Source organism: Pseudomonas sp. RtIB026 (assembly GCF_016861355.2).
Classification (GTDB): Bacteria; Pseudomonadota; Gammaproteobacteria; order Pseudomonadales; family Pseudomonadaceae; genus Aquipseudomonas; species Aquipseudomonas peradeniyensis.
Map to the genome: position 1 here is coordinate 185,245 of NZ_AP023348.2, position 18,982 is coordinate 204,226.

18 protein-coding genes are annotated in these 18,982 nt (G+C 63.6%); 13 read left to right on the top strand and 5 right to left on the bottom strand.

Translation table 11 applies throughout. From position 1 onward, the window contains the following. Position 1: 1 nt before the first annotated feature. Both murU and PRtIB026_RS00940 read right to left on the bottom strand, forming a co-directional pair. Entirely contained in the window at positions 2–673 is a 672-nt protein-coding gene (gene murU, locus PRtIB026_RS00935) for an N-acetylmuramate alpha-1-phosphate uridylyltransferase MurU (RefSeq protein ID WP_203649931.1), read from the bottom strand. Next, complete coding sequence (locus tag PRtIB026_RS00940; RefSeq protein WP_267813376.1) at positions 670–1,689, bottom strand: aminoglycoside phosphotransferase family protein; 1,020 nt, start codon at positions 1,687–1,689, stop codon at positions 670–672. The genes murU and PRtIB026_RS00940 overlap by 4 nt, the downstream gene beginning before the upstream one ends. Positions 1,690–1,821: 132 nt before the next feature. On the opposite strand from PRtIB026_RS00940, the gene PRtIB026_RS00945 reads away from it, so the two are divergent. From PRtIB026_RS00945 to PRtIB026_RS00995, 11 genes are all read left to right on the top strand, one after another. Next, positions 1,822–4,632: an LPS-assembly protein LptD gene (locus tag PRtIB026_RS00945; protein ID WP_203649930.1), complete on the top strand. Its 2,811-nt coding sequence runs from the start codon at positions 1,822–1,824 to the stop codon at positions 4,630–4,632. Further along, entirely contained in the window at positions 4,613–5,932 is a 1,320-nt protein-coding gene (locus PRtIB026_RS00950; RefSeq protein ID WP_203649929.1) for a peptidylprolyl isomerase, read from the top strand. Before PRtIB026_RS00945 ends, PRtIB026_RS00950 begins: the two co-directional genes overlap by 20 nt. Then, entirely contained in the window at positions 5,929–6,918 is a 990-nt protein-coding gene (gene pdxA / locus PRtIB026_RS00955; RefSeq protein ID WP_203649928.1) for a 4-hydroxythreonine-4-phosphate dehydrogenase PdxA, read from the top strand. The genes PRtIB026_RS00950 and pdxA overlap by 4 nt, the downstream gene beginning before the upstream one ends. Continuing rightward, a complete protein-coding gene (gene rsmA, locus PRtIB026_RS00960) occupies positions 6,915–7,715 on the top strand; it encodes a 16S rRNA (adenine(1518)-N(6)/adenine(1519)-N(6))-dimethyltransferase RsmA (RefSeq protein ID WP_203649927.1) in 801 nt (266 codons plus the stop codon). Before pdxA ends, rsmA begins: the two co-directional genes overlap by 4 nt. 189 nt (positions 7,716–7,904) lie before the next feature. Next, positions 7,905–8,285 (top strand): Co2+/Mg2+ efflux protein ApaG, encoded by a 381-nt coding sequence (gene apaG / locus PRtIB026_RS00965; protein ID WP_198742856.1) that lies wholly within the window; start codon positions 7,905–7,907, stop codon positions 8,283–8,285. Further along, entirely contained in the window at positions 8,285–9,142 is an 858-nt protein-coding gene (locus PRtIB026_RS00970; protein WP_203649926.1) for a symmetrical bis(5'-nucleosyl)-tetraphosphatase, read from the top strand. The genes apaG and PRtIB026_RS00970 overlap by 1 nt, the downstream gene beginning before the upstream one ends. Positions 9,143–9,155: 13 nt before the next feature. After that, positions 9,156–9,485: a thiosulfate sulfurtransferase GlpE gene (gene glpE, locus PRtIB026_RS00975; RefSeq protein WP_050703512.1), complete on the top strand. Its 330-nt coding sequence runs from the start codon at positions 9,156–9,158 to the stop codon at positions 9,483–9,485. 282 nt (positions 9,486–9,767) lie between these two features. After that, positions 9,768–11,690: a PrkA family serine protein kinase gene (locus PRtIB026_RS00980; RefSeq protein WP_203649925.1), complete on the top strand. Its 1,923-nt coding sequence runs from the start codon at positions 9,768–9,770 to the stop codon at positions 11,688–11,690. Positions 11,691–11,809: 119 nt separating this feature from the next. Further along, positions 11,810–13,081 carry a YeaH/YhbH family protein gene (locus PRtIB026_RS00985; RefSeq protein WP_203649924.1) on the top strand — a complete coding sequence of 424 codons (1,272 nt, stop codon included), beginning with the start codon at positions 11,810–11,812 and terminating at the stop codon, positions 13,079–13,081. Beyond that, entirely contained in the window at positions 13,078–14,646 is a 1,569-nt protein-coding gene (locus tag PRtIB026_RS00990; protein ID WP_203649922.1) for a SpoVR family protein, read from the top strand. Before PRtIB026_RS00985 ends, PRtIB026_RS00990 begins: the two co-directional genes overlap by 4 nt. A gap of 58 nt (positions 14,647–14,704) precedes the next feature. Beyond that, a complete protein-coding gene (locus PRtIB026_RS00995; protein ID WP_203649920.1) occupies positions 14,705–15,802 on the top strand; it encodes a multifunctional CCA tRNA nucleotidyl transferase/2'3'-cyclic phosphodiesterase/2'nucleotidase/phosphatase in 1,098 nt (365 codons plus the stop codon). Between the two features lie 157 nt (positions 15,803–15,959). On the opposite strand, the gene folK is transcribed toward PRtIB026_RS00995, so the two are convergent. Further along, positions 15,960–16,469 carry a 2-amino-4-hydroxy-6-hydroxymethyldihydropteridine diphosphokinase gene (gene folK / locus PRtIB026_RS01000; RefSeq protein WP_203649918.1) on the bottom strand — a complete coding sequence of 170 codons (510 nt, stop codon included), beginning with the start codon at positions 16,467–16,469 and terminating at the stop codon, positions 15,960–15,962. Continuing rightward, positions 16,460–16,816, bottom strand: coding sequence for a dihydroneopterin aldolase (gene folB, locus PRtIB026_RS01005; protein ID WP_110994292.1), 357 nt, complete (start codon positions 16,814–16,816; stop codon positions 16,460–16,462). Before folB ends, folK begins: the two co-directional genes overlap by 10 nt. A 74-nt stretch (positions 16,817–16,890) precedes the next feature. Between folB and plsY the strand changes: the two genes are divergently transcribed. Further along, complete coding sequence (gene plsY, locus PRtIB026_RS01010; RefSeq protein ID WP_050703505.1) at positions 16,891–17,460, top strand: glycerol-3-phosphate 1-O-acyltransferase PlsY; 570 nt, start codon at positions 16,891–16,893, stop codon at positions 17,458–17,460. A 25-nt stretch (positions 17,461–17,485) separates the two neighbouring features. Here plsY and tsaD read toward each other — a convergent pair whose 3' ends face one another. Next, on the bottom strand, positions 17,486–18,511 hold the full coding sequence (gene tsaD / locus PRtIB026_RS01015) for a tRNA (adenosine(37)-N6)-threonylcarbamoyltransferase complex transferase subunit TsaD (protein WP_203649916.1): 1,026 nt from the start codon (positions 18,509–18,511) through the stop codon (positions 17,486–17,488). Positions 18,512–18,716: 205 nt separating this feature from the next. On the opposite strand from tsaD, the gene rpsU reads away from it, so the two are divergent. Then, the gene (gene rpsU, locus PRtIB026_RS01020) at positions 18,717–18,932 is read left to right on the top strand and encodes a 30S ribosomal protein S21 (protein ID WP_003255575.1); all 216 of its coding nucleotides are present in this window, start codon (positions 18,717–18,719) and stop codon (positions 18,930–18,932) included. The last annotated feature ends 50 nt before the right edge of the window (positions 18,933–18,982 follow it).

Sequence of the window (18,982 nt, forward strand, 5' to 3'; positions counted from 1 at the left end):
GTCAGGCACGCTCGCCGATCAGGCGCTCGACATCGGCCAGGCGCTCGAGGGTGCCGACATCGATCCAGTGGCCACGATAGTGCTCACCGCTCACCCGCCCCTCGACCATGGCCTTGCGCAGTAGCGGGGCCAACTTGAACGCGCCGGCTTGGCAACCCTCGAACAGGGCCGGACTCAGCACCGAGATGCCGCTGAAGGTCAGCGTTCCCGGCGCTTCGTCACCATCGCTCACCTGGCCATCCGCCAGGCGGAAGTCGCCACGGCCGTGATGGCCGGGATTGTCCACCAGCACCAGGTGCGCCAGCCCTTGCAGGGGAGCATTCAGGCCTGTGAAGTCGTAGTCGGTCCAGACATCACCGTTGACCAGCAGGAACGGCGCATCCCCAAGCAGCGGCAGCGCCTTGAAGATCCCGCCACCGGTTTCCAGTGGCTCGCCCTCCGGGGAGTAGCGGATGCTCAGTCCGAAACGGCTGCCGTCGCCCAGGTGGTCCTCGATCTGCTGGCCGAGCCAGGCGTGGTTGATGACCACTTCACGGATACCGGCGCGGGCCAGTGCCTCGAGGTGGTATTCGATCAGCGGCTTGCCGGCCGCGGGCACCAGTGGCTTGGGCGTATGCAGGGTCAGCGGGCGCATGCGCTCGCCCTTGCCTGCCGCCAGGATCATCGCCTTCATGAACGCGCCTCGCCCTTGAGCTCGGCAATCAGTTGCCCCAGCTCGGCCAGTTCGGGACGGCGAGCGACCACTTCATCTATATAGGCGAAGAAACGCGGCACGTCGGCGAGATAGCGCGGCTTGCCGTCACGGTGGCAGATGCGGGCAAAGATACCGATGACCTTGAGGTGGCGCTGCACCCCCATAAGGTCGCTGGCACGGTGGAACGCCTCGAACTCAGGCTGCACCGGGATGCCGGTGGCGCGGGCCTTCTCCCAATAACCACGCAGCCAGCCTTCCACGCGCGCCTGCGGCCAGCTGAGGAAGGCGTCCTTGAACAGGCAGGTGATGTCGTAGGTGACCGGGCCGTAGACGGCATCCTGGAAGTCCAGCACGCCCGGGTTGGGCGTGCTCTGCATCAGGTTGCGCGGCATGTAGTCGCGGTGCACCAGCACCTTGGGCTGGGCCAGGGCGCTGTCGATCAGCACCTGGCTGACCCGTTGCCAGGTGGCCTGCTGCGCTTCGGTGAAGTTCAGGCCAAGCTCGCGACCCACGTACCACTCGGGGAACAGCTCGACCTCGCGGCGCAGCAGGGCAACGTCGTAGCTGGGCAGCGGCGCGTCCATCGGCAGGCGCTGGAATGCCAGCAGCGCATCGATGGCATCGGCGAACAGCGCGTCGGCGTTGTCCGGGCCAATGATGTCCAGGTATGTCTGACGGCCCAGATCGCCCAACAACAGGAAACCACGCTCCAGGTCCTGGGCATGAATGACCGGCACGTTCACGCCCGCCGTGGCCAGCAGGTGATCGATATCGACGAACGGACGGCAATTTTCCTGCGGCGGCGGCGCATCCATGATCACGAAGCTGTGGCCGGCGCCCTCCCAGCGGAAATAACGGCGGAAACTCGCATCGCTGCTGGCGGCGGTCAGGCTGCCGGGGGGCACTTCGCCCCAGGCGTTGCTAAGGAACAGGCTCTCCAGTTGCCCGGCAAGCCAGGCGGTCAGTTGTTGCAGGCGTACATCGTGATCGGGCATTACAAGGGTTCTCCGACGGCCCTAGCCGTCAAGCGGGTCATGCTTTATTATCCAGCATCTTTTTCAGACCATCGAGAGGCGTGCGGCCCCCACACGCGGGCAGATGGCACGCAGGAAGCCCGGACTAATAAGATGGCATTGAAATCCCCCGCGTTTCGTAGAAAGTTTCCATTGCTGGTGACAGGCGGTCTGCTGGCCCTGCAACCCCTGGCCACGTCGTACGTGGTGGCGGCCGAGCAGTTCGACTGCCAAGTTTCCGCTTCCGGTGGCTGGGACTGCAAGCCCAAGACCTCCGCCAACCTGCCTCCGCGCCCGGTTCATCCGGGTGCTGCCGCTGCCAGCTCGGGCGCCGAAGCGCCTGGCGAAGCCGCCGCACCCGAGGCCGAGAAGCCGATGCTGGTCACCGAGGCCAAGGGCCGCGGCCTGAAATCGCGCAGCGAAGACTACAGCCACCTGGACTGGGTCCCGCGCGAGAAGCTCACCGCTGCGCAGCTGGCCGAGACCGGCCCGTACTGCGGCGGCGCCTACATCGAGCCGACCCGCCCAGGCATGAACGACTCCACGCCCAAGGACGAGTCGCCCACCTACATCAACGCCAAGGTCTCCAAGTACCAGCAGGAGCAGCAGATCGCCACCCTCGCCGGTGACGTGGTCATGCGCCAGGGCAGCATGCAGGCCGAGGCGGACGAGGCCAACCTGTACCAGGCCGAGAACCGCGGCGAGCTCAAGGGCAACGTCAAGATCCGCGACAACGGCTCGCTGGTGGTCGGCGACGAGGCGCAGATCCAGCTCGACACCGGCGAAGCCCGGGTCGACAACGCCGAATACGTGATGCACAAGTCGCACATCCGCGGCAACGCGCTGTACGCCAAGCGCGCCGAGAACGCCATCATCCGCCTCAAGGACGGTACCTATACCACCTGTGAGCCGGGCAGCAACGCGTGGCAGCTCAAGGGCAACAACATCACCCTGAACCCGGCCACCGGCTTCGGCACCGCGACCAACGTGACGCTGCGGGTCAAGGATTTCCCGGTGTTCTACACACCGTACATCTACTTCCCGATCGACGACCGTCGCCAGTCCGGCTTCCTGCCGCCGTCGTTCAGCTCCAGCAGCGACACCGGCTTCATGCTGGTCACGCCGTACTACTTCAACCTGGCGCCTAACTACGACGCCACGTTGTACCCGCGCTACATGGCCAAGCGCGGCATGCTGATGGAAGGCGAGTTCCGCTACCTGACCAAGTCCAGCGAAGGGCAGTTCGGCGGCGCTTTCCTGAACGACAAGGACAACGACCGCGAACTGCAGACGGACTACAAGAAAGATCGCTGGATGGTCAACTGGCAGCACAAGGGCGGCCTGGACCAGCGCCTGATGGCCGAGGTCGACTACACCGACATCAGCGACCCGTTCTACTTCCAGGACCTGGAAACCGACCAGATCGGCGTGCAGAGCCGTGATTACATCAACCAGCGTGGCACGCTCACCTACCGTGGCGACTCCTACACCGCTGGCCTGAACGTGCACGCCTATGAGCTGGCGACCATTTCGCAGATCACGCCTTATGACCGCCTGCCTCAGCTGACCCTCAGCGGCATGCTGCCATTCCATCCGGGCGGTTTGGACTTTGGTTACGAATCCGAGGCGGTGCGCTTTGATCGCGATCTGAAGAATGACTTCGTCCTGGATAAAGATGGTAATCCGGATGCCTCTGCCGGCCTCCCTGGTCGCCGACTGGATGAAAACCTCTTCGGCATTGCCCGCTCCAACGGCACCCGCCTCAACTTCGCTCCCTCGATCAGCCTGCCGCTCGAGGCCAGCTACGGCTATGTCACGCCAAAGCTGAAGTACGTCTACACGCACTATGACCTCGACCTCGACAACAAGGGCAAGCAAGACCTCGCCACCAACCCGGGCTTGCTTGACGTGTATGGCGACTTCAAGAGCAATCAGAACCGCGATATTCCAGTCTTCAGTGTCGACAGCGGCCTGTACTTCGATCGCAATACCCAGCTGTTCGGGACCAACTACCGCCAGACCCTCGAACCGCGTCTGTTCTACCTCTACGTGCCGTACAAGGACCAGACCGACATCCCGCTGTTCGACTCCGGCGAGAGCACCTTCAACTACTCGTCGCTGTTCCGCGACAACCGCTTCACCGGCACCGACCGCATCGGCGACGAGAACAAGCTGTCGCTGGGCGTGACCAACCGCTGGATCGAAGACAACGGTTTCCAGCGCCAGCGCTTCAGTATCGGCCAGGCTTTCTACTTCAAGGATCGCAAGGTCCAGCTGCCAGGTATCGACTACCGCACCCGAGTGGACAGCAAGTCGGATGTCTCGCCGTACGCGCTTGAATACGAATACGCTTTCAACCGCGACTGGCGCTTCAATTCGGACTACAACTGGGATCCGGACACCCACAGCCCTCGTTCGGGCAGCGCGATGTTCCACTACCAGCCCGAGGACAACCCGAACAAGGTCGTCAACCTCGGCTATCGCTACCGCAACGACCTGATCACCTACGACTCGCAGACCGGTAACTGGAAGGTCGGCGGTGGTGACTACGGTACGCCGGGCACGCCGGGCTACATCAAGGACTACTACAAGATCCAGCAGCACGACTTCTCGGTCATCTGGCCGATCGTGCCGCAATGGAGCGTCATTGCCCGCTGGCAGCATGACTACAACCGTAACCGCACGCTGGAAGCGATGGGCGGCTTCGAGTACGACAACTGCTGCTGGAAACTGCGCCTGATCAATCGCTACTGGATGGACTACGACGACTTCAGCCAGGCAATACCTGAAAACGAAAAGGGCGACCACGGGATCTTCCTGCAGATCGTGCTCAAAGGGCTCGGTGGTGTAGTCGGCAACAAGGTCGAATCGTTCCTGGACCAAGGCATTCAAGGTTACCGTACACGTGAAGAGCAAGCTTATTGATCGTCTGCGCCCGCTGATGCTGGGCGCCGCAATGCTGAGTGGCGCGGTGCATGCCGCGGTGCAACCCATCGACCGCATCGTGGCCACCGTCGACAATGACGTGGTCATGCAGAGCCAGCTGGACCAGCGCGTGCGCGAAGTGCAGCAGACCATCGCCAAGCGTGGCGGCGGTGTGCCGCCAACCAGCGCGCTGGAACAGCAAGTGTTGGAACGCCTGATCGTCGAAAACCTGCAACTGCAGATCGGCGAGCGCTCGGGTATCCGCATCACCGACGAAGAACTGAACCAGGCCGTCGGCACCATTGCCCAGCGCAATGGCATGTCGTTGGAGCAGTTCCGCGCCGCCCTGGCCCACGACGGCCTGTCGTACGACGATGCCCGCGAGCAGATCAAGCGCGAGATGATCATCAGCCGCGTGCGTCAGCGCCGCGTGGCCGAGCGCATTCAGGTGTCCGAGCAGGAAGTGAAGAACTTCCTCAACTCGGACCTGGGCAAGATGCAGATGTCGGAAGAGTATCGCCTGGCCAACATCCTCATCCCGACCCCGGAAGGCGCCAACTCGGAGGCCATCCAGGCCGCCGCGCGCCAGGTAGGCGATGTCTACCAGCAGCTCAAGCAAGGCGCGGACTTTGGCCAGATGGCCATCGCTCGCTCGCGCAGTGAAAACGCCCTGGAAGGCGGTGAAATGGGCTGGCGCCAGGCAGGCCAGCTGCCACCAGACTTCGCCAAGATGCTCAGCAGCATGGCGGTCGGCGACATCACCCAGCCGATCCGTATCCCCAACGGTTTCATCATCCTCAAGCTGGAAGAGAAGCGCGGCGGGAGCCAGAGCATCCTGCGCGACGAAGTGCATGTACGCCACATCCTGATCAAACCAAGCGAAATCCGCAGTGAAGCCGCCACCGAGCAACTGGCCGAGCGCCTGTACGACCGGATCCAGAACGGTGAAAACTTCGCCGAGCTGGCGAAGAGCTTCTCGGAAGACCCGGGTTCGGCGCTCAACGGCGGCGATCTCAACTGGGTCGACCCGAACAGCCTGGTACCCGAGTTCCGCGAGCAGATGGCCAGCGCCGAGCAAGGCGTGGTGACCAAGCCGTTCAAGACCCAGTACGGCTGGCATGTGCTGGAAGTGCTGGGCCGCCGCGCCACCGACAGCACTGAACAGGCTCGCGAGCAGCAGGCCATGAACGTCCTGCGCAACCGTAAGTACGACGAAGAGCTGCAGAACTGGCTGCGCCAGATCCGCGACGAAGCCTACGTTGAAATCAAGCTGCCTGGCGCCGACCAGGTCGCCCAGTGAAACCCCTGCGCTTCGCCGTCACTCCCGGCGAGCCGGCCGGCATCGGTCCCGACCTGTGCCTGCTGCTCGCCGCCGAGGCCCAGCCCCACCCCCTGATCGCCATCACCAGCCGTGACCTGCTCGCCGAGCGGGCCACGCAGCTGGGGCTGGCCGTCAGCCTGCTGCCCGTCACCCCCGACAGTTTCCCCAGCCTGCCAGCCCCCGCCGGCAGCCTGTACGTCTGGGACACACCACTGGCCAACCCGGTGGTGGCCGGACAGCTGGACAAAGCCAACGCCGCGTTCGTGCTGGAGACGCTGACCCGGGCCGGCCAGGGCTGCCTCGACGGGCAGTTCGCCGGGATGATCACCGCCCCCGTGCACAAGGGTGTGATCAACGAGAGTGGCATTGCCTTCTCCGGTCACACCGAATTCCTCGCCGACCTCACCCATACCGCGCAAGTGGTGATGATGCTGGCCACCCGAGGATTACGCGTGGCCCTGGTGACCACCCACCTGCCCCTGCGCGATATTGCCGACGCCATCACCGGCGAACGCCTGGAGCGCGTCACCCGCATCCTGCATGCGGACATGCGCGACAAGTTCGGCATCGCCAACCCACGCATCCTGGTCTGCGGGCTCAACCCGCATGCCGGAGAAGGCGGCCACCTGGGCCGCGAAGAAATTGACATCATCGAGCCGGCGCTGCAGCGCCTGCGCGCCGAAGGCATGGACCTGCGCGGTCCGCTGCCGGCCGATACCCTGTTTACCCCCAAATATCTGGAGCACTGCGATGCGGTGCTGGCGATGTACCACGACCAAGGTCTGCCCGTACTCAAGTACAAGGGCTTCGGCGCCGCGGTCAACGTGACGCTGGGCCTGCCGATCATCCGTACCTCGGTCGACCACGGCACTGCCCTGGACCTGGCCGGCACCGGTCGAATCGATACCGGCAGCCTGCGCGTCGCATTGGAAACCGCCTACCAGATGGCCGAGAACCGACCATGACCGAGCACTACCAACACCGGGCGCGCAAGCGCTTCGGCCAGAACTTCCTGCATGACGCCGGAATCATCGACCGCATCCTGCGGGCAATCAACGCCAAGGCCGGCGAACACCTGCTTGAAATCGGCCCGGGCCAGGGCGCCCTGACCGAGGGGCTGCTGGGCAGCGGCGCACAGCTGGACGTGGTGGAGCTGGACAAGGACCTGGTGCCGATCCTGCAACACAAGTTCGCCGGGCGCGACAACTTCCGCCTGCACCAGGGTGATGCCCTGAAGTTCGACTTCAACCAGTTGGGCGTGCCAGAGCGTAGCCTGAAGGTGGTCGGCAACCTGCCCTACAATATCTCCACCCCGCTGATCTTCCATCTGCTCAGCCACGCCGGGCTGATCCGCGACATGCACTTCATGCTGCAGAAGGAAGTGGTCGAGCGCATGGCTGCCGGCCCGGGTGGCGGTGACTGGGGGCGACTGTCGATCATGGTGCAGTACCACTGCCGGGTCGAGCACCTGTTCAACGTTGGCCCTGGCGCCTTCAACCCGCCGCCGAAAGTGGACTCGGCCATCGTCCGCCTGGTGCCGCACGCAGTGCTGCCTCATCCGGCCAAGGATGCGCGACTGCTGGAACAGGTGGTACGCGAGGCGTTCAACCAGCGCCGCAAGACCCTGCGCAATACCCTGAAAGGTCTGCTCGACAGCACGGCCATCGAAGCCGCCGGTGTGGACGGCAGCCTGCGCCCCGAGCAGCTGGACCTGGCCGCCTTCGTGCGCCTGGCTGACCAGTTGGCTGATCAGCAAGCCTGATATCGCCTGTACCGGCCTCTTCGCGGGTAAACCCGCTCCCACAGTGACCGCGTGCGATTCCTGTGGGAGCGGGTTTACCCGCGAAGAGGCCGGTACTGATAACAACGATCTCAAGCCCCACCCCGCTGGCCCTCCCCCCTCTCAATGGCCTAGACTGCGTTATTGCGTCAGTTCGCCCAAGGCCCTTGCATGTCCGACCCCCGCTATCAGATCGACGTCAGCGTCGTGACCCGCTATCTCAAAGACCAATCCGACCCCGAAAGCAGCCGTTTCGCCTTCGCCTACACCATCACCGTGCAGAACAACGGCACGGTCACGGCCAAGCTGATGTCCCGCCATTGGCTGATCACCAACGGTGACGGCGAGGTCGAGGAAGTGCGCGGCGCCGGCGTGATCGGCCAACAGCCGCTGATCGAGCCCGGCCAGAGCCACACCTACAGCAGTGGCGCGGTCATCAGCACCCGCGTCGGCACCATGCAGGGCAGCTACCAGATGTTCGCCGAGGACGGCAAGCGCTTCGACGCCGAGATCGCGCCGTTCCGCCTGGCCGTGCCCGGGGCCCTGCACTGATGGCCACCTACGCGGTCGGCGACCTGCAAGGCTGCCTGCAACCACTCAAGTGCCTGCTTGAACGCGTGCGCTTCAACCCGGCGGTCGACCGGCTGTGGCTGGTGGGTGACCTGGTCAACCGTGGCCCCGAGTCCCTCGAGACCCTGCGCTACCTCTATTCGATCCGCCATGCGCTGGTCTGCGTGCTGGGCAATCACGACCTGCACCTGCTGGCGGCCTGGCACAATGTCGAGCGCCTGAAGAAAAGCGACACCCTGCGCGAAATCATCGAGGCCCCGGACGCCGACCAGCTGTTCGACTGGCTGCGCCGGCAGAAGCTGCTGCACTACGACGAAACCCGCGGCATTGCCATGGTCCATGCCGGCATCCCGCCGCAATGGACCCTTGGCAAGGCGCTGGAGCTGGCGGCCGAGGTCGAGGAAGTGCTGCGCGACGACGGTCGCCTGAAGCTGTACCTGGACGGCATGTACGGCAACGAGCCGAACAAGTGGAGCAAGGACCTGGCCGGCATCGAGCGCCTGCGGGTGATCACCAACTACTTCACCCGCATGCGCTTCTGCACTGCCGCCGGCAAGCTCGACCTCAAGACCAAGGAAGGCGCCGACAGCGCCCCCAAAGGCTACAAGCCGTGGTTCGATCACCCGGACCGTCGCTCGCGTCATGTGAAGATCATCTTCGGCCACTGGGCCGCCCTCGAAGGCCGCGTTGATGTGCCCGGCGTGATCGCCCTGGACACCGGCTGCGTCTGGGGCGGCGCGATGACCCTGTACAATGTCGACAGTGGTGAGTTCCACCGCTGCGACTGCACCCGCGAGGGCACCCCGCGCCCGCCGGCTCCACTCAACGAACACCCCTGAAGGAACCGCACCCATGAGCGAATTCAAGCGCATTACCCCAGAGCAAGCCCTCGCCCTGCGTGCGCAAGGCGCGGTCGTGGTCGACATTCGCGACCCGCAGGCCTATGCCGCCGGGCACATCGCCGGCGCCACTCATCTGGATAATCACTCGGTTGCCGATTTCATCCGCAACGCCGACCTGGACGCGCCTACACTGGTTGTCTGCTACCACGGCAATTCCAGCCAGAGCGCTGCCGCCTACCTGGTCGGCCAGGGCTTCTCCAACGTCTACAGCATCGACGGTGGCTTCGAGCTGTGGCGCAACACCTACCCGGCGGAAACCGCCCAGGGCAGCGCCGAATAATTTTTTCATTTTTCCTCCAGCCCGCGCTTGGCGCGGGCTTGCGCCCGACCTGACGAACGGTCGCAGGCCTCTTCTCGGCTCCCCGCCCTTGACCTTGCGTATAACCAACTATCCTTAAGCCCAGGCCATCCAAAAAAGGGGAGAGCCGGTACACCGGCGTGCGGGTCATCGGTAGCGTTCCAAGGTGTTCTGGGGGGTATACAGCAATCGGCGAGCCCGGTTGCATGCCAGCATCAGCTGACTGATCCGGCGTCGTCTCCACGTATCGAGCGAGGTGACGTCATGAGCATTTTTAGCCACTTCCAACAACGTTTCGAGTCCACCCGCCAGGAAGAACTTTCGCTGCAGGAGTACCTCGAGCTGTGCAAAGAGGATCGCAGCGCCTATGCCTCGGCGGCCGAGCGGCTGTTGCTGGCCATCGGCGAACCAGAGCTGATCGACACCTCAAGCAACTCCAGGCTGTCGCGGATCTTCTCCAACAAGGTGATCCGCCGCTATCCGGCCTTTGCCGACTTCCATGGCATGGAAGAGTGCATCGACCAGATCGTCTCCTACTTCCGCCATGCCGCCCAAGGCCTGGAAGAGAAGAAACAGATCCTCTACCTGCTGGGCCCGGTGGGCGGCGGTAAATCGTCGCTGGCCGAGAAACTCAAGCAGCTGATGGAAAAGGTGCCGTTCTACGCCATCAAGGACTCGCCGGTATTCGAATCGCCCCTGGGCCTGTTCAATGCCGCCGAGGACGGCCAGATCCTCGAAGAGGAATACGGCATCTCGCGCCGCTACCTCAACACCATCATGTCGCCCTGGGCCACCAAGCGCCTGCAGGAGTTCGGCGGCGACATCAGCAAGTTCAAGGTGGTCAAGCTCTACCCATCCATTCTCAACCAGATCGCCATCGCCAAGACCGAGCCGGGCGACGAGAACAACCAGGACATCTCTGCCCTGGTGGGCAAGGTGGATATCCGCAAGCTCGAGGAATTCCCGCAGAACGACGCCGACGCCTACAGCTATTCGGGCGCCCTGTGCCGGGCCAACCAGGGCCTGATGGAATTCGTCGAGATGTTCAAGGCGCCGATCAAGGTCCTGCACCCGTTGCTCACCGCGACCCAGGAAGGCAACTACAACAGCACCGAGGGGCTGGGCGCGATCCCCTACTCCGGGATCCTGCTGGCCCACTCCAACGAATCGGAGTGGCACACCTTCCGCAACAACAAGAACAACGAGGCGTTCATCGACCGGATCTACATCGTCAAGGTGCCGTACTGCCTGCGCGTCAGCGACGAGATCAAGATCTACGACAAGCTGCTGATCAACAGCTCCCTGGCCAAGGCGCACTGCGCGCCGGACACCTTGAAGATGCTGGCCCAGTTCACCGTGCTCTCACGCCTGAAGGAGCCCGAGAACTCCAACATCTACTCGAAGATGCGCGTGTACGACGGCGAGAACCTCAAGGACACCGACCCGAAAGCCAAGTCGATCCAGGAGTACCGCGACTCTGCGGGCGTCGACGAGGGCATGAACGGCCTGTCGACCCGCTTCGCCTTCAAGATCCTTTCCAAGGTGTTCAACTTCGACCCTCACGAGGTGGCGGCCAACCCAGTGCACCTGCTGTATGTGCTGGAGCAGCAGATCGAGCAGGAGCAGTTCCCCGCCGAGGTACGCGAGCGCTACCTGCGCTACCTGAAGGAATACCTGGCACCGCGCTACATCGAGTTCATCGGCAAGGAAATCCAGACCGCCTACCTGGAGTCCTACAGCGAGTACGGCCAGAACATCTTCGACCGTTACGTGCTGTACGCCGACTTCTGGATCCAGGACCAGGAATACCGCGACCCGGAAACCGGCGAGATCCTCAACCGCATCGCCCTCAACGAGGAGCTGGAGAAGATCGAGAAGCCGGCCGGCATCAGCAATCCGAAGGATTTCCGCAACGAGATCGTCAACTTCGTGCTGCGCGCCCGGGCCAACAACAACGGCAAGAACCCCAGCTGGCTCAGCTATGAGAAGCTGCGGGTGGTGATCGAGAAGAAGATGTTCTCCAACACCGAGGACCTGCTGCCGGTCATCAGCTTCAACGCCAAGGCCAGCAAGGAGGATCAACAGAAGCACAACGACTTCGTCACCCGGATGGTGGAGCGTGGCTACACCGACAAGCAGGTTCGACTGCTGTCGGAATGGTACCTGCGGGTCAGGAAATCGCAATAAGGCGACACGCTACACGCCGTGCGTCCGAGGCTGGCCTTGCCGGCCCGGACGGCGGCGGCTGCTTTTACGCGCAGCTCGTAGCTTGAAGCATGCAGCTGTTCCCAGCTACCGGAGGGACCATGAGCTACGTAATCGACCGACGCCTGAACGGCAAGAACAAGAGCACGGTCAATCGCCAGCGCTTCCTGCGGCGTTACCGTGAACACATCAAGAAGGCCGTCGAAGAGGCCGTGAGCCGCCGCTCCATCATGGACATGGAGCATGGCGAACAGATCAGCATCCCGGGTCGTGACATCGACGAACCGGTGCTGCACCACGGTCGTGGCGGCAAGCAGACCATCGTCCACCCCGGCAACAAGGAATTCACCGCCGGCGAACACATCGCCCGGCCACAAGGTGGCGGCGGTGGCAGTGGCCGCGGCAAGGCCGGCAACTCCGGCGAGGGCATGGACGACTTCGTGTTCCAGATCACCCAGGAAGAATTCCTCGAATTCATGTTCGAGGACCTGGAGCTGCCCAACCTGGTCAAGCGCCACCTGACCGGTGCCGACACCTTCAAGACCGTACGCGCGGGCATTGCCAACGAGGGCAACCCGTCGCGCATCAACATCGTCCGCACCCTGCGCTCGGCCCACGCCCGGCGCATCGCCCTGACCGGCAGCAGCCGCGCCCTGCTGCGCGAGGCGCAGAAGGAGCTGGACCGGCTCAAGGTCGAGGAACCGGACAACTTCACCGACATCCAGGACACCGAGATCGAGATCGAGCGGCTCAAGGCGCGCATCAACCGCCTGCCGTTCCTCGACACCTTCGACCTGAAGTACAACCTGCTGGTCAAGCAGCCCAACCCCAGCTCCAAGGCGGTGATGTTCTGCCTGATGGACGTGTCCGGCTCCATGACCCAGGCCACCAAGGACATCGCCAAGCGCTTCTTCATCCTGTTGTACCTGTTCCTCAAGCGCAACTACGACCGCATCGAGGTGGTGTTCATCCGCCACCACACCAGCGCCCGTGAAGTGGACGAGGAAGAGTTCTTCTACTCCCGCGAGACCGGCGGCACCATCGTCTCCAGCGCGCTCAAGCTGATGCAGGAGATCATGGCCGAGCGCTATCCGGCCAGCGACTGGAACATCTACGCCGCCCAGGCCTCGGACGGCGACAACTGGAACGACGACTCGCCGATCTGCCGCGACATCCTCGCCAACCAGATCATGCAGCACGTGCAGTACTACACTTACGTCGAGATCACCCCACGCGAACACCAGGCGCTGTGGTACGAGTACGAGCGCATCGGCGAGGCGTTCCCCGACACCTTCGCCCAGCAGCAGTTGGTATCGGCCGGCGACATCTACCCGGTCTTCCGTGAACTCTTCCAGCGCAGGTTAGCCACATGACCGCCAGAGAGCAGAGACGCCAGCCCATTTCCACCGGCTCCGAATGGACGTTCGAGCTGATCCAGACCTACGACCGCGAGATCAGTCGCCTGGCCGCTCGCTACGCCCTGGACACCTACCCCAACCAGATCGAAGTGATCACCGCCGAGCAGATGATGGACGCCTACGCCTCGGTGGGCATGCCGCTGGGCTATCACCACTGGTCCTACGGCAAGCAGTTTCTCAGCACCGAGAAGTCCTACAGCCGTGGCCAGATGGGCCTGGCCTACGAGATCGTGATCAACTCCGATCCGTGTATCGCCTACCTGATGGAAGAGAACACCATGTGCATGCAGGCACTGGTGATCGCCCACGCCTGCTACGGCCACAACAGCTTCTTCAAAGGCAACTACCTGTTCCGCACTTGGACCGACGCCAGCTCGATCATCGACTACCTGGTGTTCGCCAAGCAGTACATCGCTCAATGCGAGGAGCGCCACGGCATCGATGCCGTCGAGGACCTGATCGACTCCTGCCACGCCCTGATGAACTACGGCGTGGACCGCTACAAGCGCCCCTACCCCATTTCCGCCGAGGAAGAGCGGCGCCGGCAGAAGGAGCGCGAGGAGCACCTGCAACGGCAGATCAACGACCTCTGGCGCACCATCCCCAAGGGCGCCGAAAAAGGCGGCGAGAGAGACGACGCGCGCTTCCCGGCCGAGCCCCAGGAGAACATCCTCTACTTCATCGAGAAGCACGCCCCGCTGCTGGAGCCCTGGCAGCGCGAAGTGGTGCGCATCGTGCGCAAGATCGCCCAGTATTTCTACCCACAGCGCCAGACTCAGGTGATGAACGAAGGCTGGGCGACCTTCTGGCACTACACCCTGATGAATGATCTGTACGACGAGGGGCTGATCACCGAAGGCTTCATGATGGAGTTCCTGCAGTCGCACACCAGCGTGGTGTTCCAGCCTGGCTTCGACAGCCCCTACTACAGCGGCATAAACCCCTATGCCCTGGGCTTTGCCATGTACACCGACATCCGCCGCATGTGCGAGTACCCCACCGATGAGGATCGCCGCTGGTTCCCGGAGATCGCCGGCAGCGACTGGCTGTCGACGATCAAGTTCGCCATGAGCAGCTTCAAGGATGAAAGCTTCATCCTGCAGTACCTGTCACCCAAGGTGATGCGCGACCTCAAACTGTTCAGCATCCTCGATGACGACCAGCGTGACGACCTGCTGGTGCCGGCGATCCATGACGAGGACGGCTACCGCACCATCCGCGAGCAGCTGGCCGCGCAGTACAACCTGGGCAACCGCGAACCCAACGTGCAGATCTGGAGCATCGACCGGCGCGGCGACCGCTCGCTGACCCTGCGTCACCAGCAGCACAACCGCAAACCGCTGGGCGACTCCACCGAGGAGGTGCTCAAGCACCTGCATCGCCTGTGGGGCTTCGATATCCACCTGGAGACCGTGCAGGGCGACCAGGTGATGAAGACCCACCACATGCCACCGCGCAGCGAGCACAGCGAGGCCGGCGACTACGGGCGCATGGACCTGGCCGTGGTGCACCACCTCTAGCCCGGCCCGCACCATTTCTGCCGACAAGGTATCCTGTCGGCAGAAATGGAGGTTTCACATGCAGATCTACAAGGTTGGCGGCGCCGTGCGCGACCGCCTGCTTGGCCGTCCGGTCAGCGACGTCGACTGGTTGGTGGTTGGCGCCACCGTCGAACAGATGCAGGCCCAGGGATTCCGCCCGGTCGGCGCCGATTTCCCGGTGTTCCTGCACCCGAAGACCGGTGAGGAATATGCCCTTGCCCGTACCGAGCGCAAGAGCGGGCGCGGTTATGGCGGCTTCACCTTTCATGCAAGCCCCGAAGTCACCCTCGAGGAAGACCTGGTTCGGCGCGACCTGACCATCAATGCCATGGCCGAGGACGAACACGGCGCGCTGCACGATCCCTATCACGGCAAGGCCGATCTCGAACAGCGGATCCTGCGCCATGTTTCCCCGGCGTTCGCCGAAGATCCCCTGCGGGTTCTGCGCGTTGCGCGCTTTGCGGCCCGCTACGCGCCCCTGGGTTTCCACGTCGCCGACGACACCTTGAAGCTGATGCGCCAGATCGCCGAATCGGGCGAGCTGCAGGCGCTGACCGCCGAGCGCAGCTGGAAGGAGATCGAACGGGCATTGATGGAAAGCGAGCCACAGGTGTTCATCGAGGTGCTGCGCAGTTGCGGCGCGCTGAACGAGCTGATGCCAGAGCTGGAGCACGGCGCCGATACACTGGCTGCGTTGCACCAGGCGGCCAGGCACCAGCAACCACTGCCGGTGCGCTGGGCATGCCTGCTGCGCGGGTTGCAGCCAACGGCGATCAAGGCACTCAACCAGCGCTTCAAGGTCCCGCGCGAATGCCAGGAACTGGCAGTACTGGTAGGAGAGTTCGCCGAACGGGCCGATGAAGCCCAGGCACTGGAGCCGACAAGCCTGCTGGAGTTGCTGCAGAAGTTCGATGTGTATCGACGACCGCAACGCTTCGAGGATTTCATCGCCGCGTGCGAGATGGCTGCGCCAGGCTCGGCGTACCCTCAGGGCATGTACCTGCGGGGAGCCGCTGAAGCGGCGCGGGCAGTGGAGGTGAAGTCGCTGGTTGAGAAAGGACTGACCGGAAAGGCCTTGGGTGACGCACTGAAAGACAAACGGCTGAAGGCGCTCGAAGCATACCAATCAGCTTGATCTGCCCCCGCCCTTCGCGGCTAAACCCGCTCCCACAGGGATCGCGCCAGATTCTAAAAATTGAGCAAGACAGTTGCTCCCACAGGTTTTTCACCGCCCTCAACAGCGGCGCGATACCTGTGGGAGCGGGTTTACCCGCGAAGAGGGCGGTACTGGCTTACATCAGAGTCAGCTGCAACCCTCGCCATTCGAACGGCACCGGCGCCAGTACCTGTTCAATGCTCGCCTCCCGCCACAGCTGCCCCATGGACTTGCCCTCGCCCGGATGCACCAGTTCCGGTGCCAGCAACGACAACGGCCACAGCACAAAGGCGTTCTTCACGATCTCCGCCCGCGGCAGCACCAGACCATTGAACGTGCCACACAGGTCATCGAACATCAGTACATCGATATCCAGCGGCAGGCCCTTGCGATCCGGGGCGTAGCGGCCATTTTCGGCCTCGATGAACTTGAGCCGGCGGTCGAGTTCCAGCAGTGGCAGGTCGGTGCATCCGCGCACCACCAGGTTGTAAAACGGGCCGCTCTTGATTCCCACGGCCTGGCTCTCGAACACTGCGGAGCAGTGCATGTCACTGAGCATGCCAGCCAACGCATCAAGCCCCGCACACAAGTGCCGCTCGCGGTCGATGTTGCTGCCCAGCCCGAGATATACCGTACTCAGAGACATCCGCGCTCGATCTCCACGCCTACACCGCCACGGGCCGCAGGCACCGCGCCCGGCTTGGTCAGCTTCAGCCGCACCCAGGGGATGTTGAACTCGGCCATCAGCACCGCCACCAGACGCTCGGCGAAGGTCTCCACCAGCTCGAAGCGCGCCTGCTCGGCAAAGGCCTGGACGCGCGCCGAGACACTGGCATAGTCCAGCGCCAGTGACAGGTCGTCACCGGCCGCCGCCGGGCGGTTGTCCCAGGCGAAACTCAGGTCCAGGCGCAGGCACTGGCGAATATCCCGCTCCCAGTCATAGGCACCGATGACGGTATCGACTTCCAGGCCTTCGATGAACACTCTGTCCAAGCACTTCTCTCCACAGCACGACAAGGGCGACGGGCGCCGTTAGAATCAGGGCGTCCTCGCCCGGAATAGTTAGCATGTTTTGGTCACTGGCGCTGCTTGCCTACCTGCTCGGCTCTCTGTCCTTCGCCATCGTCCTGAGCCGCCTCAGCGGCAGCCCCGACCCGCGCTCCAGCGGCTCGGGCAATGCCGGCGCGACCAACATGCTACGCCTGGCAGGCCGCAAGCTGGCGATCCTGACGCTGCTCGGCGACCTGTGCAAGGGCATGTTGCCAGTACTGCTGGCCCGCCTGGCCGGGCTCGACCAGCAGGAACAGGCCTGGGTCGGCATCTGCGCGGTGCTCGGCCACCTGTTCCCGGTGTACTTCCGTTTCCAGGGCGGCAAGGGCGTGGCCACCGCCGCCGGCATGCTCATGGCGTTGTACTTTCCCGCCGCACTGCTGGCCATCGGCGCCTGGCTGCTGACCTTCTACCTGACCCGCACCAGCTCGCTGGCAGCCTTGATCGCCACGCCGCTGACGCTGCCATTGCTGGCCTGGCGCGAGCCCGAAGCGCTGTTGCCGATGACGGTGTTGACGATCCTGATCGTCTGGCGCCACCGCAACAACCTGCGTGACCTGTTCGCCGGGCGCGAACGCCATTTCTGAGGCGCGCGCATGACCCCGGCGCGGCTCACACCGCCGGCAACTGCTCCATCGGCCAGCGCGCCTGCACGCTGATGGCCAGGTCCTGCTGCTGCCCGGCCAGCAGGCGCTGGCAACCGGCGTAGGCGATCATCGCGCCGTTGTCAGTGCAGAACCGTGGACGGGCGTAATAGACATTGCCCTTGATGCTGGCCAGCATGTCTTCCAGCGAAGCACGCAAGGCGGTGTTGGCACTCACGCCGCCGGCGATGACCAGACGCTTGAGGCCTGTCTGCTTGAGGGCGCGCTTGCACTTGATGGTCAGAGTCTCCACCACCGCCTGCTGGAACGCCAGCGACACGTCGCAACGGGTTTGCTCGTTGTCGTCCCCGGCGTCGCGGCATTGCTGCCAGGTGTTCAGGGCGAAGGTCTTGAGGCCGCTGAAACTGAACTGCAGGCCTGGCCGATCGCACATCGGCCGCGGGAACACGAAGCGCCCGGGCGTGCCTTGCTCGGCCAGGCGGGCGATTTCCGGTCCACCCGGATAATTGAGGCCGATCAGCTTGGCGGTCTTGTCGAAGGCTTCGCCAGCGGCGTCGTCCAGGCTCTCGCCCAGCAGCTCGTACTGGCCGATGCCATCGACCCGCACCAGCTGGGTGTGGCCGCCCGACACCAACAAAGCGACGAACGGAAACTCCGGTGGCTGCTCCTCGAGCATCGGCGCCAGCAGATGGCCTTCCATATGGTGCACGCCGATCGCCGGAATATCCCAGGCGAAGGCCAGCGCCTGGGCGCAGGAGGCGCCCACCAGCAGCGCGCCGACCAGGCCAGGACCCGCGGTGTAGGCGATCGCGTCGATCTCGGTGGCGACGCAGTCGGCTTCCTGCAGCACCTGGCGAATCAGCGGCAGCATGCGCTTGACGTGGTCGCGCGAGGCGAGCTCGGGCACCACGCCGCCGTAGACGCGATGCAGGTCGATCTGGCTGAACAGCGCGTCGGCCAGCAGGCCGCGCTCACTGTCGTATAATGCGACGCCAGTTTCGTCGCAGGATGTTTCCAATCCCAGTACTAGCATGGGTCCGTGCCTTGTCGAGGCTGAATTCGAAGGCGCGCATGATAGTCCCCGTGTCCGGTGCCGACCAGCGGTTTTCGATCAGAGGCTTTGCATTCCGGCCAGCTAAGGGTTAACATCCGCAACCCTTGAAAACCGACGTTCTCCAGCACACCTTATGTTTTGCCAGGAGCACGTCTACCCCGGTAATGAATTAAGGTAGCCCTGGATGCCAGCCGTCAAAGTTAAAGAGAACGAACCCTTCGACGTAGCTCTGCGTCGTTTCAAGCGCTCCTGCGAAAAAGCCGGTGTACTGGCTGAAGTTCGTAGCCGCGAGTTTTACGAGAAGCCGACCGCCGAGCGCAAGCGCAAAGCCGCTGCCGCTGTAAAGCGTCACGCCAAGAAGGTTCAGCGCGAACAGCGCCGCGCCGTTCGTCTGTACTAAGTACAGCCGTTCTACGCAAAGCTTCTGCCATGCCCGGCCTCGTGCCGGGC